General features: G+C 71.0%; 13 protein-coding genes. 12 read left to right on the top strand and 1 reads right to left on the bottom strand.

What is annotated here, in order from left to right:
* Positions 1-77 precede the first annotated feature (77 nt).
* The 7 genes from ACFVSU_RS00790 (at position 78) to serA (ending at position 8,082) form a co-directional block, all read left to right on the top strand.
* The gene (locus ACFVSU_RS00790; RefSeq protein ID WP_387136783.1) at positions 78-284 is read left to right on the top strand and encodes a hypothetical protein; all 207 of its coding nucleotides are present in this window, start codon (positions 78-80) and stop codon (positions 282-284) included.
* A gap of 82 nt (positions 285-366) precedes the next feature.
* The gene (locus tag ACFVSU_RS00795; RefSeq protein ID WP_387136785.1) at positions 367-1,083 is read left to right on the top strand and encodes a copper homeostasis protein CutC; all 717 of its coding nucleotides are present in this window, start codon (positions 367-369) and stop codon (positions 1,081-1,083) included.
* Between the two features lie 97 nt (positions 1,084-1,180).
* A complete protein-coding gene (locus tag ACFVSU_RS00800; RefSeq protein WP_387136787.1) occupies positions 1,181-4,411 on the top strand; it encodes a lamin tail domain-containing protein in 3,231 nt (1,076 codons plus the stop codon).
* Positions 4,412-4,491: 80 nt separating this feature from the next.
* Positions 4,492-5,346 carry a peptidoglycan-binding protein gene (locus ACFVSU_RS00805; RefSeq protein WP_387136789.1) on the top strand — a complete coding sequence of 285 codons (855 nt, stop codon included), beginning with the start codon at positions 4,492-4,494 and terminating at the stop codon, positions 5,344-5,346.
* Positions 5,347-5,421: 75 nt separating this feature from the next.
* On the top strand, positions 5,422-5,967 hold the full coding sequence (locus ACFVSU_RS00810; RefSeq protein WP_387136790.1) for a DNA polymerase III subunit gamma/tau: 546 nt from the start codon (positions 5,422-5,424) through the stop codon (positions 5,965-5,967).
* Positions 5,964-6,338: a bacitracin resistance protein gene (locus ACFVSU_RS00815; RefSeq protein ID WP_387136792.1), complete on the top strand. Its 375-nt coding sequence runs from the start codon at positions 5,964-5,966 to the stop codon at positions 6,336-6,338. Before ACFVSU_RS00810 ends, ACFVSU_RS00815 begins: the two co-directional genes overlap by 4 nt.
* A gap of 139 nt (positions 6,339-6,477) precedes the next feature.
* On the top strand, positions 6,478-8,082 hold the full coding sequence (gene serA / locus ACFVSU_RS00820) for a phosphoglycerate dehydrogenase (RefSeq protein WP_387136794.1): 1,605 nt from the start codon (positions 6,478-6,480) through the stop codon (positions 8,080-8,082).
* 77 nt (positions 8,083-8,159) lie between these two features.
* Here the strand turns inward: serA and ACFVSU_RS00825 are convergent, their stop codons facing one another.
* A complete protein-coding gene (locus tag ACFVSU_RS00825) occupies positions 8,160-8,705 on the bottom strand; it encodes a TetR/AcrR family transcriptional regulator (RefSeq protein WP_387136796.1) in 546 nt (181 codons plus the stop codon).
* A gap of 63 nt (positions 8,706-8,768) precedes the next feature.
* Between ACFVSU_RS00825 and ACFVSU_RS00830 the strand changes: the two genes are divergently transcribed.
* The 5 genes from ACFVSU_RS00830 (at position 8,769) to ACFVSU_RS00850 (ending at position 14,714) form a co-directional block, all read left to right on the top strand.
* Positions 8,769-10,310: an MFS transporter gene (locus tag ACFVSU_RS00830; protein WP_387136798.1), complete on the top strand. Its 1,542-nt coding sequence runs from the start codon at positions 8,769-8,771 to the stop codon at positions 10,308-10,310.
* A 7-nt stretch (positions 10,311-10,317) separates the two neighbouring features.
* A complete protein-coding gene (locus ACFVSU_RS00835; RefSeq protein ID WP_387136800.1) occupies positions 10,318-11,370 on the top strand; it encodes a 3-isopropylmalate dehydrogenase in 1,053 nt (350 codons plus the stop codon).
* A gap of 61 nt (positions 11,371-11,431) precedes the next feature.
* Positions 11,432-12,538 carry a branched-chain amino acid aminotransferase gene (locus ACFVSU_RS00840; protein WP_387136802.1) on the top strand — a complete coding sequence of 369 codons (1,107 nt, stop codon included), beginning with the start codon at positions 11,432-11,434 and terminating at the stop codon, positions 12,536-12,538.
* A gap of 114 nt (positions 12,539-12,652) precedes the next feature.
* On the top strand, positions 12,653-13,420 hold the full coding sequence (locus ACFVSU_RS00845) for a fumarylacetoacetate hydrolase family protein (protein ID WP_387136804.1): 768 nt from the start codon (positions 12,653-12,655) through the stop codon (positions 13,418-13,420).
* Positions 13,413-14,714: an MFS transporter gene (locus ACFVSU_RS00850; RefSeq protein WP_387136806.1), complete on the top strand. Its 1,302-nt coding sequence runs from the start codon at positions 13,413-13,415 to the stop codon at positions 14,712-14,714. Before ACFVSU_RS00845 ends, ACFVSU_RS00850 begins: the two co-directional genes overlap by 8 nt.
* The last annotated feature ends 3 nt before the right edge of the window (positions 14,715-14,717 follow it).

Genomic DNA, 14,717 nt, shown 5'->3' on the forward strand with positions numbered 1-14,717 from the left:
GGTATCACGGCGCCGCGACCGCGACTCACATCACACAACCCTCGCCAACCCGGGCGAGCATCATGAAAGGAACGGCCATGGACGGGAGCACCCTGACCTTCACGGCCGACCGGCTCGATCGCGAGCGGGCGGCCGCCCTGGATCGCGAGAACGAGATTCTCCGCAGCATCGCCGACCGCGGCGCGACGATCACGCCGGAGAGCCCGGCGTCGCATGTCGTCGCCGGCATCGGCGTGTGGTTCCGGCACCTCTTCGCGAGGCCGCGGCAGCTGCGATTCTCTTGATTCCGTCGAGACCCGCCGCCCGGGAGCGCGGCGGGTCTCACCATGTCTGCGGCCGGGCGCACCGCCGGACTAGGCTCACGGCATGTCCGCACCGCGCCCCGTCGAGATCGCCGTCCAAGACCCCGCAGGGGCCCGCTCCGCGATGGCAGCCGGGGCCGCGCGCCTCGAACTGTGCCAGGCCCTCGACGTCGGCGGGCTGACGCCGTCGCTCGCGACCCTCGAAGCCGTGCTCGCGGCCGTCGACCCCGGGGCCGTGAACGTGCTCGTGCGCCCTCGCGGAGGCGGCTTCGTCTACGACGCCGAGGAGGTCGCGCTCGTCGCGGCTGACATTCGCGCGTGCGTGGAGCGCGGCGCGGGCGGCGTGGTCGTCGGCGCGCTGACCTCCGAGGGCGGCCTCGACGTCGACACGCTGCGCCGATGGCGGGATGCTGCGGGCCCCGCGACGCTCGTGTTCCACCGCGCCGTCGACGCCGCTGCCGACCCGTCGGCCGTCTTCGACGGACTGGTGGCCGAGGATGTCGACCGCGTGCTGACCTCGGGCGGTGCGCCGCGCTCCATCGACGGGCTCGCCATGCTGGCGGCGTTCGCGGAGCGCTCGGGAGCCGTCGAGGTGATGGCGGGCGGCGGCGTGCAGCCGGCCGATATCGCGGCACTCTTCGCGGCCGGGGTCGACGCGGTGCACCTGTCCGCGCGAGCGCGCGCGGGCCACGATGCCCCGTCGGGCCCGGGCGGCGGCTCGCCCGGCCACGATGTCACCGACCCTGCGGTCGTGGCGGAGGCCGTCGCCGCCGCCGGCTGAGGCAAGCGTCCCGCAGCCGTACACCGGATGATCGCCGCCGCGCCCGTGCCGGTTCACCTCGCCCGGTCACCGTCGAGGCGTGCGCGCCACGAAACGTGTGACCACATTCCTTGCGGCATCCGTTCTCCTCGTCGGGATCGCGGCCTCGGTCGGCGGTCCCGCCGGTGCGGCGGAATCGCCCCGAGTCGTCACGTCGACGGGCACGGTGTCGCTCGTCGAGGTCGCGCCGGCAGGGGTCCGGGGCTCGGGTTCCGGGTTCTTCGAGCTCGCGAATCCCGGTGACCGCGCGGTCGATCTCACGGGGTACGCGGTCTTCCGCTGCGACGACGAGGGCCTGCGGTCTCGCCCGTCGGATCCCGAGGCGGATCTGGCGGGAGTCATCCTCGGGGCGGGGGAGCGGCGGGCGTTCCCGACGACCCGTCTCTCAGAGCGCGGCTACGGGCTCATCGTCATCGCCCCGTCGGGCGAGACCGTCGACGCTCTCGCGGTGTACTCGGACGATCCCGCGCCGACGACGTCGGAATGCGGCGGTGGCGTCGAGCTGCCGGTGATCACCGCGGCGGCGCTCGGCGAGAGCTGGCAGCGCGCCGGGTCGTCCGACGACGGGCGCTGGGTGCGCGCCGTCGCGACTCCGGGTGAGCCGAACGGGCTGGCGATCGCCGCCGACGAGCCGGTGCGGGTGTCCGAGATCGCCGCGGCAGGCCCGGCCGGGCGCGGCGACGACTTCGTCGAGCTCGTCAACGACGGCCCGGGGATCGTGGATCTCGACGGCTGGCGGCTCTACCGCTGCACCGCCACCGGCGCCGCGCCGACCGAGGCGCTTCAGCACGTGTTCGGGAAGAGCACGGCGCTGCGGCCAGGAGAGCGCCTGGTGATCGGGGGTCCCGGATTCGCACACAACGCGGACATGCGCGTCGAGACGTCGCTGGCCGACCTCGTGCACGGCGTGCTCCTCGTCGACGCCGACGGACGCCGGGTCGACGGAGTCGGGGTGTCTTCGCGCGAGGACACCGCCTGCCAGACCGGACGCGACAAGCTGCCCTCGACGCTGGACTACCGCACTGGAGAGAGCTGGCAGCGGCAGGCCGACGGCGGCTTCGCGATCGCGAGCCGCACGCCGGGCGCCCCGAATGCGGAGCGATCGTCCGCAGCAACGTCCTCCATCGCGACGGCGTTCGCGTACGGCGACCGGCCGGGGGTGGCGGTGAGCGAGATCGCGACCGACCCCGACATCGACGGGATGTCTCGGAGCAACTTCGTCGAGCTCGCGAACTTCGGTGCACGCGAGGTCGACATCTCCGGCTGGACGCTGATCGCGTGCGGTGCCGACGGCTTCCGCCGGTTCGACGACCTCGCCGTCGTGGCTCCGGGCACGGTGCTGGGTCCCGACGACACGTGGACAGCCGCCCTCGAACGAACACCGGCGTCCGGCGCGGCCGACGCGGCATACGCCGACCCGCTCGATCTCGCCGGAGCGGGCGTGTGGGTGCAGGACGCCGAGGGGCGTCGCGTCGACAGTGTGGGCATCTTCCACCGCAACGAGATGGACAGAAGCGTGGACGTCCCCAGCCCCTGCACGAAGGGACTCGCGCTGTCGACCTTCGCCGTCGACCGGCTGCGCGGCGAGACGATGCAGCGCGCCGCGTTCACCGGCGATGACGCGAGCGACTTCGTCCCCGCCGCGGCGACCCCGGGCGTGCTGGCCGCGCGCCGCGCGCCGTCCGCGGACGACCTGATCGAGCGCGCGCTCGACGGCGCCCGATCGGACGCGGCCGATGCGGCCACGGGCCAGGCCGCCGCCTTCGCGGTTGCGTCGCAGGACGGTGACGGCACGCCGCTGGAGGTGCTGGCCGCCCACGCCGGGTCCTGGCCTTCGCCGCTCACGAGCAGGACCGCGCCGGGAGAGCAGGAGGTCTCTGCCGCAGAACTCACGGCGCGCGACGACGGGTACGACCTGCCATACGTGCGGATGCGCGTGCGGCTGCCCGGCGACGGCGGCACCATCTCGTGGCAGGGCCGCACCGTCGGGCGGGCCGAGGTGCGGCTGTCGGTCTGGGCTCCGGCCGCCGGCGCCACGGGCCGGGCGGGATGGCGCGCCCTCGACGAAGCTGCGGGCGAGATGACGGCAGCGGATGCCGCAGCCACCGCATCGGTACGACTCGACGGAGTCGTGCGCGGCGAAGAGGTCATCGGCGGCACGGTCGACCTGCTGGTGCAGGTCGTGCCGAGGACGGAGTCGGAGGCTGCCGACGCGGACGGGCTCGCCGACCCCGCAGACTACGACGTGGCGCTTGGGCACATCACCGACACGCAGTACTACTCGGAGGCGTACCCCGAGGTGTACGCGGGAGAGGTGGCGTGGCTGGCGGAGAACGCCGACGCGCGAAAGCTCGCCTTCGTCACCCACACGGGCGATCTCATCCAGAACTGGGTCGATCCGGGCCAGACGGAAGAGCGTGCCCGCCGCGAGTACGAGGTGGCATCGCGGCTGCAAGGCGTGCTGGATGCGAACGGAATCGCGAACAGCGTGCTTCCGGGCAACCACGACAACAAGCGCGGCGTAAGCAACGACCTCTTCAACGAGTACTTCGGGCCGGAGCGGTATCGCGACCAGCCGTGGTTCGGCGGCTCGCTGACCGCGGACGACAACAGCGCGAACTGGTCGTCGTTCGCGGCGGGTGGCGCGCGGTTCGTGATGATCTCGCTGCCGTACGCGTACGGCGAGCGCGAGATCGCCTGGGCGCAGGACGTCGTCGCCGCGCACCGGGACGCGAACATCGTCATCTCGACGCACGAGCATCTGACGCCGGCGACCGCCACCGACGACGCGGAGCGTTCGACCACCTCGCGGTGGGTCTCGCACGGCGACCTGCTGTGGGAGCGGGTCGTCGCACCGAACCGCAACGTCGTGCTCGTGCTGTCGGGACACTTCCACGGGCTCGGCGCGATCGTCACCGAGAACGCCGGCGGGATCCCCGGGCACACCGTGCTCGAGGCGCTCGCCGACTATCAGGAGTTCCGCACGCCGACGGGGGAGCGGGCGACGGGCTTCCAGCGGCTGCTCCAGGTCGATCTGGCCGCGGGACTGCTCGCGGTCGACACGTTCTCCGTGCCGCTCGGCGCCACGGCGAGTCATCCGTACGACTACACGCAGTTCCTTCCCGACGACGGCGACGCCGCGACGCCGTCGAACGAACGGCCCTGGCGCATCCTTGCGCAGGGACTCCAGCACCGCTACACCGAAGAGGACGACGCGTTCGCGGTGCCGCTGGCGCTGCAGTACGCGAAGGCGGTGGAGACGGATGCCGTCTCCCTCGTGCGGGACTGAGGTATCAGCGCGCTCCGGGGACGCCTCGGAAGCGTGAGGGGCGGCACGCCCCGCAATCGATCGAGAACTGAGGAGCCGTCATGAACGTCGAACCGTGGAGCACCGTCGGACCGGGATCATCGGCCGCGATCGTCCCCGGCATCCAATACCTCCTGCGAGCGCACGGCCATGCTGTCGTCGTCGACGGCGACTACGGGCCCGCGACCGCGGCCGCCGTCTCCGCCGTCCAGACCGCGCAGGGCGTGCCCGCCGACGGCATCGTCGGGCCCGTCACCTGGCCCAAGCTCGTCATCGCGGTGCAGCAGGGGTCGACCGGCGACGCCGTGCGAGCCGTTCAGCAGTTCGGGCTCGTGCGATCGCCGGGGGAGGATCCGCTGGTCGTGGACGGGGACTTCGGCCCCATCACGAAGGAGCGGGTCGAGTTCTTCCAGGAGTCGTGGGGCCTCACTCTCGACGGCGTCGCCGGCCGCGAGACCTGGTCGTTCTTCAGCACGTTCATGCCGGGCGACCGGCCGTGGGCGCTCGTGAAGCAGGGGTCGTCGCAGGCGACGAACTGGCGCGTCCTCGCCGCGCAGCATCTGCTGCGTGCGCACGGCGCGACCATCGCGGCCGACGGTGCGTTCGGGCCTCAGAGCGGCCAGGCCGTCAAGACCTTCCAGCAGACGCTGCGCGCCGTCGAGATCTCGACCACTCTCGGGCAGCTGGACTGGCCGAGCCTCATCATCACCGTGAAGCAGGGCGACGGCCCGGGCGGGGCCAAGGGCGAGGCCGTGCGCGGCGTACAGACGCTCCTCGCCGGACTCACGGTCGACGGCGACTTCGGTCCGGCCACCGACGCCGCGGTCCGTGAGTTCCAGCAGCTCTTCGCGCCGCCGGCAGACGGGATCGTAGGCCCGGTCACGTGGCACACCCTGATGCTGCGGCTCTTCGACTGAGCGACGCGAGCCCGGGTGCCGCGCCCATCGCGGGTGGCACCCGGGCCTGCCGAGCCGCGGCACTACGCTGAGAACGTGACCACCGGACGCGACGACGACGCCCTCAGCTGGGACGGCGACGACGATCCCACGCTCGACCACGGCGCGGCCGCAGAGCCGGAGGACGAGCGCGATACGCCGCCCTCGTCGACGCCGCCGGAGCTCCCGAAGGGCTTCACCGCCGTGGGCAGGGGCAGCGAGACGCTGGGCGGCACCGACGCGCCGGCGGTGGAACCGGCTCCCGAGAGGTCATCCGAGGCGCCTGCCGTAACTGCCGACCGCCAGCCGATGGGCAACGGCGTGCTGATCGCGTTCGGTGTGCTCGGCGGCGTGTACGCGCTTTACGCGATCGGCTGGCTCATCGGCGGCCTGCGCCTGCAGGGGAGGGCTCAGTACCTCGTGACCGACGTGATGTACCAGGGAAGCCTGTGGCTCGCCGTGCTGGCCCCCCTGCTCTGGTTCGTCACCACCCTGCTGCTGACCCGCGCCTCGCACGCGTGGCTGCGGTTCACGTGGCTCGCGGCCGGAGTCGTGCTGCTGCTGCCCTGGCCGTTCGTGATGATCGGGGCGATCGGACAATGAGCGAGAACGTGATGGATGCTGCGCCCTCGGCCGCGAAGCGCGGCAAGACGCCCACCTGGCTCGTGGCGACGATCTCGGGCGCTGTGGGCCTGTTCTACGCCTACGCGGTCTGGAATGCGATCGGCAACCTCGTGATCACGCTTCAGACGTTCGGGGGCGCGGGCGTCTCGCTCAACGCGCTCGGCTGGTTCATCTGGATCTTCGCCGCTGTCTTCCCGCTGCTGGTGTGGGGCGGGGCGTTCGCGATCGGCCACCGGCGGGCACCGCACGAGCTCCTCCTCGTGATGCTCACGGGCCTCGCGCTGGTGGCGGTGTTCTGGCTGAACGTCGTCGCGTACACGACGCTGAACTCGGCGTCCTTCCTGGGCTGAGCCTGTCGCCGGCCGTCACACGGTCGGGCGCCTCGCCGCGCGGGCGGTAGGCTGGCACAGGCCTCGCCCCCCGACGGCGTGCGGCGCGGCATCCGGTTCTGCTCCGCGCGTTCGCGCACCGCCCCACTAAGGAACACCCGTGCCGAAGCCTGTCGTCCTGATCGCCGAAGAGCTCTCTCCCGCCACGATCGATGCCCTGGGTCCCGACTTCGACGTGCGCAACGTCGACGGCACCGACCGCCCCGCCCTCCTGTCGGCCCTCGCCGACGCCAACGCGGTGCTGATCCGCTCGGCGACGAAGATCGACGCCGAGGCGATCGCCGCGGCGCCCGTCCTCAAGGTCGTCGCCCGCGCCGGCGTCGGCCTCGACAACGTCGACATCAAGACGGCCACCACCGCCGGCGTCATGGTCGTCAATGCGCCGACCTCCAACATCATCTCGGCGGCGGAGCTCACGGTCGGCCACATCCTGAGCCTCGCGCGTCGCATCCCCGCCGCGCACGCCTCGCTCTCGGGCGGTGCGTGGAAGCGCAGTTCGTACACCGGCACCGAGCTCTTCGAGAAGACGGTCGGCATCATCGGCCTCGGCCGCATCGGTGCCCTGATCACGGCCCGCCTCCAGGCGTTCGACGTGCGCGTCATCGCGTACGACCCCTACGTCACGAGCGCCCGTGCACAGCAGCTCGGCGTGCAGCTGGTCACGCTCGACGAGCTGCTCGAGCAGAGCGACTTCGTCACGATCCACATGCCGAAGACCCCCGAGACCACGGGCATGATCGGCGCCGAGCAGTTCAAGATCATGAAGCCGACCGCCTACGTGGTCAACGTCGCGCGCGGCGGCCTCATCGATGAAGAGGCGCTCCACGCGGCCCTCACCGCGGGCGAGATCGCAGGCGCCGGCCTCGACGTCTTCACGTCGGAGCCCCCGGCGGAGGGCGGGACCGCCGCGGCCCTGCTCGACCTCCCCAACGTCGTGGTCACTCCGCACCTCGGCGCCTCCACCGAAGAGGCGCAGGAGAAGGCGGGCGTCTCGGTCGCGAAGTCCGTGCGCCTCGCGCTCGGCGGCGAGCTCGTTCCGGACGCCGTGAACGTCGCGGGCGGCGTCATCGACCCGTACGTGCGCCCCGGCATCCCGCTCGTCGAGAAGCTCGGCCAGATCTTCTCCGCACTTGCTCGGTCGCCGCTCACGAGCCTCGACGTCGAGGTGCACGGCGAGCTGCAGGGCTACGACGTCAGCGTGCTCAAGCTCGCCGCGCTCAAGGGCGTCTTCACGAACATCGTCAGCGAGACCGTGTCGTACGTGAACGCGCCGCTGCTCGCCGAGCAGCGCGGCGTCGAGGTGCGCCTGCTCGTCGACGACGACAGCCCCGAGTACCGCAACGTCATCACGCTGCGCGGCGCGCTGTCGGACGGCTCGCAGCTCGCGATCTCGGGCACGCTCACCGGCCCGAAGCAGGTCGAGAAGCTGGTCGGCATCAACGACTACGCGATCGAGCTGCCGATCGAGACGAACCACGTCGTCATGCTCTACACCGATCGGCCCGGCATCGTCGCGATCTACGGCCAGAAGTTCGGCGAGGCGGGGATCAACATCGCCGGCATGCAGATCGCGCGCCAGACGGCCGGCGGGCAGGCGCTGTCGGTCCTCACGGTCGACTCGCCGGTGCCCGACGCCCTGCTCGACGAGGTGAGCACCGCGATCCAGGCCGACCTGTTCCGCCAGATCGAGATCACCGAGTCCTGATTCCGCGACGGATGCCGCGTCCCTGAGCCCTCACGAGTGCTCGGTGGCGCGGCATTCGTGCGCCGTGACCCCGCGCGTCAGGGGCGCGCGGCGCGTTCCACGAGCGCGACCAGCGCGTCGAGCGCCTCGCCGCGGGGGACCGGGCCGGGGATGGAGCCGCCCGCGAGGGCGTTGTTGAAGTAGAGGCCGTCGCTCACGAGCATCACGAGATCGAGCGCGGTGGCGTCCTTCGTGTGGGGCCGAAGCACGGCGGCCCAGTCGTCTCTGATGTGCCGCAGCGCGTCGCTCGCCGTCGCGTCGCCTCCCTGTGCGAGTCGTGATGTCGCGAGGATCGCGCGGTCGATCGGGTCGTTCGCCATCACCGACGTGTGCAGGAAGTAGGCGATCGGGCCCTCCGGCGCGGACGACATCAGATCGACGTCCGCCTGCACGAGCGCTCGCAGCCGTTCGATGAGCGCGGCTTCGAGAGCCTCCTTCGTGCCGAAGTGGTAGAGCAGGCCGCCCTTGGAGACCCCCGCGGCCTTCGCGGTGGCGTCCATCGTGGCCGCACGCTCGCCCTCCTCGATGAGGATCTGCTCGAAGGCATCGAGCACCTTCTCGCGGGCGAGGGGAGGGCGACTCATGGCCTCGATGGTATCGACAGGTGTCGGCGCATCCTGTTACTATACCGGCTGGACGGTATAGAAATGATGACTCTCACTCAAGAACTCTCGCTCGCCGACGCCCAGGGCCGGAAGGTCGGCTGGCGCGGCTGGGCGGCGCTGGTCGTGCTCATGCTCCCGGTGCTGCTCGTGTCGGTCGACAACACGGTGCTGAGCTTCGCGCTGCCGTCGATCGCCCTCGAACTCGGGCCCTCGAGCGCCCAGCAGCTGTGGATCATCGACGCGTATCCGCTCGTGCTCGCGGGCCTGCTCGTCACGATGGGCACGCTCGGCGACCGATTCGGACGACGACGGATGCTGCTCATCGGCGCGACCGGCTTCGCCGCCGTGTCCGTGCTCGCGGCTTTCGCGCCGAGCGCCGCGTGGCTCATCGCAGCCCGCGCGGCGATGGGCGTGTTCGGCGCGATGCTGATGCCGTCGACGCTCTCGCTGCTGCGCAGCATCTTCACCGACCGCGATCAGCGGCGCCTCGCGATCGCGGTCTGGGCGTCGATGTTCTCCGCGGGAGCGGCGCTCGGCCCGATCGTGGGCGGACTGCTCCTCGAGCACTTCTCGTGGGGCTCGGTGTTCCTCATGTCGGTGCCCGTGCTGATCCCTCTTCTCGTGCTCGCGCCACTCCTCGTGCCCGAGAGCCGCGACCCGAAGCCCGGCCGCATCGACCCGCTCAGCATCGCGCTGTCGATGGCGACGATGATCCCGGTCGTCTACGGCATCAAGGAACTCGCGGTGCACGGGTCCACCGTCGCCGCGTGGCTGCCGATGCTCGTCGGACTCGGCTTCGGCGTGCTCTTCGTACGCCGCCAGCTCCGCGCCAAGACCCCGATGCTCGACATGCGGCTGTTCGGCCTGGGCACGTTCAGCGGTGCGCTGCTGGTGAACCTCCTCAGCGTGATCGCGCTGGTCGGCTTCCTCTTCTTCGTCGCGCAGCATCTGCAGCTCATCGTCGGGCTGTCGCCGATGCAGGCCGGTCTCGCACTCGTCCCGGGCCTCGCAATGATGATCCTGTCGGGCCTCGCGGTCGTGCCGATCTCGAAGAAGTGGCCTGCACGGATTGTCGTCCCGGTCGCGCTGGTGTTCTCCGTCGCTGGCTACATCGCGGTGGCGTTCGCGACCGGGCCCGACAGCATCGGCACGCTGGTGGCGGCGTTCATCTCGCTCGGCATCGGCATCGGCGCGGCCGAGACCGTGTCGAACGAGCTCGTGCTCTCGAGCGCACCACCCGCGAAGGCGGGTGCCGCGAGCGCCGTCTCCGAGACCGCGTACGAGCTCGGTGCTGTTCTCGGCACGACCGTGCTGGGCGGCATCCTGACGGCTCTCTACCGCACGAATCTCGTCGTCCCGGACGGTGTTCCGGATGCTGCGGCCGCGGCGGCGTCCGAGACCCTGGCGGGTGCGGTGCACGCGGCCGACCAGATCGGCGGAGCGTCCGGCGAGGCGCTCTTCGAGGCGGCGGCCACGGCGTTCGACGCCGGCGTCACGGTCACTGCGCTGATCGGTGCGGCCCTCGTGGTCGTCGCGGGGGTCATCGCGGCCACTACCCTGGGAGGGTCCCGCCAGAAGTCGTAGGAGCACCATGTCGCGTGTCGTGAAGCTGGCCGTCATCCCGGGTGACGGCATCGGTCCGGAGGTCATCGCCGAAGCGGAGAAGGTGCTCGACGCCGCGACCGCGCGCAGCAGCATCCGTTTCGAGAAGACGCGGTACTCGCTGGGGGCCGCCCGCTTCCTCGAGACCGGCGACACGCTCACGGACGACGACCTCGACGCGATCAAGACGCACGATGCGATCCTCCTCGGCGCCGTCGGGGGAGTGCCCGGCGACCCGCGGCTGAAGCACGCGAACATCGAGCGCGGGCTGCTGCTCAAGCTGCGGTTCGAGCTCGACCACTACGTCAACCTGCGTCCGTCGAAGCTGTACCCGGGCGTGCCGGGTCCGCTGGCCGAGCCGGGCGACATCGACTTCGTCGTGGTCCGCGAAGGCACCGAGGGGCCGTACGTCGGCAACGGCGGATCGATCCGCACCGGCACGCCGCACGAGATCGCCAACGAGACCTCGGTGAACACCGCCTTCGGGGTCGAGCGGGTGGTGCGCTACGCGTTCGACCTGGCGGAGCGCCGCTCGAAGCGCGTGACTCTCGTGCACAAGACGAACGTGCTCGTGCACGCCGGGGGCATCTGGAAGCGCCTGGTCGACGAGGTGGCGCGGGAGCACCCCGACGTCGCCGTAGACTATCTGCACGTCGACGCGGCAACCATCTTCCTGGTCACGAACCCGGGCCGTTTCGACGTGATCGTCACCGACAACCTCTTCGGCGACATCCTCACAGACCTGGCCGGCGCCGTGACCGGTGGCATCGGCCTCGCAGCCTCGGGCAACATCAACCCCGACGGCGCGTTCCCCTCGATGTTCGAGCCCGTGCACGGATCGGCGCCCGACATCGCAGGACAGCAGAAGGCCGATCCCACGGCCGCGATCCTCTCCGTCTCGCTCCTGCTCGATCACCTCGGGCTCACCGACGAGGCACAGCGCGTCACCACGGCTGTCGAAGAGGACATCGCGAACCGGGGCACCGCAGCGCGCACCACCGCCCAGATCGGCGACGCCATCGCCGGCCGGCTCCCGGCGTAACCTGGAACCGGCAAGCGCCTCTCCATCCAGCGGCTCGACCGCACGAAAGCACAGGCTCGTCATGACCCTCATCGATTCCGATCCCGACACCGGACTCGCGCCTCTCGAGTTCACCGTCAACCGCAACCTCCAGGCGAAGAGCGCCGCAGAGCGCGAGCAGATCCTCGCCAACCCCGGCTTCGGCACGAGCTTCACCGACCACATGGTCGACATCTGCTGGTCGGTCGGCGGCGGATGGCACCGACCGCGCGTCCAGCCGTACGGCCCCCTCTCGCTCGATCCCGCGGCGGCGGTGCTGCATTACGGCCAGGAGATCTTCGAGGGCATCAAGGCCTACCGCCACGCGGACGGCTCGGTCCACACCTTCCGTCCCGATCAGAACGGCCGCCGGCTGCAGCGCTCCGCCCGTCGCCTCGCGCTGCCCGAACTGCCGGTCACGTACTTCATCCAGTCGCTGCGCGAGCTCATCGCCGTCGATGGCGCGTGGGTGCCGTCGGGCGATGACCAGAGCCTGTACCTGCGCCCCTTCATGTTCGCCAAGGAGGCGTTCCTGGGCGTCCGTCCCGCGCACAAGGTCGGCTATTACGTCATCGCCTCGCCCGCCGGCGCCTACTTCAAGGGCGGTGTGCAGCCGGTGTCGATCTGGCTCAGCGAGGACTACGCCCGCGCCGGCAAGGGCGGCACGGGTGCGGCCAAGACGGGCGGCAACTACGCCGCGAGCCTGCTGCCGCAGTCCGAGGCGTACGAGAACGAGTGCGACCAGGTCGTCTTCCTCGACCAGGACCGCAACGTCGAGGAGCTCGGCGGCATGAACGTCGTGTTCGTCTACAAGGACGGCACCATCGTCACTCCGCAGTCCGACTCGATCCTCGAGGGCATCACGCGCGACTCGATCCTGCAGCTCGCTGCCGACCGCGGCCACAAGGTCGAGGGTCGTGCCGTGTCGTTCGACGAGTGGCGTCAAGGTGTGGCATCCGGCGACATCGTCGAGGTGTTCGCCTGCGGCACGGCCGCCGTGGTGACCCCGATCGGCGTGCTCAAGGGCAAGGACTTCCTCGACGAGCAGCCGACCGGCTCGCTCGCCCTCTCGCTGCGCGAGGAGCTCACCGACATCCAGTACGGCCGCCGCGAAGACAAGCACAACTGGCTCGTGCGCCTCGACGGCTGAGCGGCGCTCACACCGAACCTTCTGGAGCGGACGGATGCTGCGGCATCCGTCCGCTCCGTCGTTGCGGTTCACGCCACCCGGGCCCGCGTCGGCGCTTCTCGCTAGGCTGAGCGGGTGAGGATCGCGCGCTTCAGCCACAACGACGCCATCAGATTCGGAATCGTCGACGAGGGCGAGCTGGTCGTCCTCGCGGGCGACCCGATGTTCGCCGGCTACGAGACGACGGGGGAGCGCGTGCCGCTCGCCGATGTCGCGCTGCTGGCGCCCGTGATCCCCCGCTCCAAGATCGTGGCGGTCGGCCGCAACTACCGCGACCACGCTGCCGAGCTGGGCAACGACGTGCCGACGTCGCCGATGCTGTTCTTCAAGCCGAACACGTCGGTGATCGGCCCCGGCGACGCGGTCGTGCTGCCCAAGGGGTCGGACTTCATCAGCTTCGAGGGCGAGCTCGCCGCCGTCATCGGCCGCATCGCCAAGAACGTCTCGGCCGAGAACGCGCTCGACTACGTCTTCGGCTACACGATCGCGAACGACCTCACGGCGCGCGATTGGCAGAAGTCGGACGGCCAGTGGGCGCGCGCCAAGGGCTTCGACACGTCCTGCCCGCTGGGTCCGGCGATCGAGACCGACTTCGACGTGAACGGCACCGCGGTCATCACGACCCGTCTCAACGGCGAAGTCCGCCAGCAGGGTCCGATCAGCGACATGATCTTCTCGCTCGCCGATGTCATCGCCTTCGCCTCGGCCGCCTTCACGCTTCTGCCGGGCGACGTCATCCTCACGGGCACCCCCGCCGGCGTCGGCCAGATCAGCGCGGGTGACACCGTCGAGGTCGAGATCACCGGGCTCGGGACGCTCCGCAATCCCGCCCGCGATGCCTGAGACCGGATCAGAACCGGCGGTCGACCTCGCGCCGACCGCTGACGAGGTCGCGCGCGTCCAGCGACGCACCGTGTGGGTCCTGTCCGGCGGGCAGGTGCTCGGCGGGCTCGCGTTCGGTGCGACGCTGTCGCTGGGCGCGGTGCTCGCGGCCGAGCTGTCCGGCGAAGACGCGTTCTCGGGGCTGGCGGCGGCCGCCGTCACCTTCGGCACGGCGCTGACGGCGGTGCCGCTCGCGGCGATCGCCCGCCGCCGCGGACGCAGGCTGTCGCTCACCACGGGTATGGCCGTCGCACTCATCGGCGTCGGCCTCGTGATCTTCGCCGTCGCGCTGCGATCGTTCCCGGTCCTGCTCGCCGGATTCCTCATCATCGGCTCAGGGCAGGCCGCGAACCTGCAGTCCCGCTTCGCCGCGGCGGATCTCGCGACGGATGCGTCCCGCGGCCGTGATCTGTCGATCGTGGTGTGGGCGACCACCGTGGGAGCGGTCCTCGGCCCGAACCTCACCGGTCCCGGCGAACTGATCGGCGGCGCCATCGGGATGCCGCCGCTGACGGGTGCGTACCTGTTCACCATCGTCGCGCAGGGGCTCGCCATCGTCCTCTATCTGGTCGCGATGCGACCCGACCCGCTGCTGCTCGCGCAGCGCGTCGTGGCCTCCGCGAAGGCGGCGAGCCGGGCGATCGCCAAGGCCGACCGGCCCGTGGCCGCGCGCTATGCGATCTTCGCGGTCGCCGCGGCTCACGGCACCATGGTCTCGGTCATGGCCATGACCCCCGTGCACCTGGCGCACCTGACCCACGGGGCGACGGAGGCCGCGACCCTGTCGATCATCGGTCTCACGATCAGCCTGCACATCGCCGGCATGTACGTGCTCTCGCCGGTCTTCGGCATCCTCGCCGACAAGGTCGGGCGCGTCCCGACGATCCTCGTGGGTCAGGCGCTGCTCGCCGCCGCGCTGCTGACGGCATCGTTCGGCCAAGCCTCGACGACGGCGGTCACCGTCGCGCTGGTGCTGCTCGGGCTCGGGTGGAGCGCGTCGACCGTCGCAGGCTCGACACTGCTGACCGAGTCGTCGTCGGAGGAGCTGCGCACCCGGCGGCAGGGGATCAGCGACTTCACGATGAGCATCGTCGGCGGTGTCGGCGCGATCACCGCCGGCGCACTGCTCGGCTGGATCGGCTACGGCGGGCTCGCGCTCGTCGTGATGGTGCTCGTCGCCGCCTCGGTGGTGCTCTCCCCGCTGGGCTGGCGGGCGTCGACCACGCGGGCTCCGGAGGCCGCGTCGGGCGCCTGACCG

It is taken from the genome of Microbacterium sp. NPDC058062 (assembly GCF_042885375.1).
GTDB lineage: Bacteria > Actinomycetota > Actinomycetes > Actinomycetales > Microbacteriaceae > Microbacterium > Microbacterium trichothecenolyticum_C.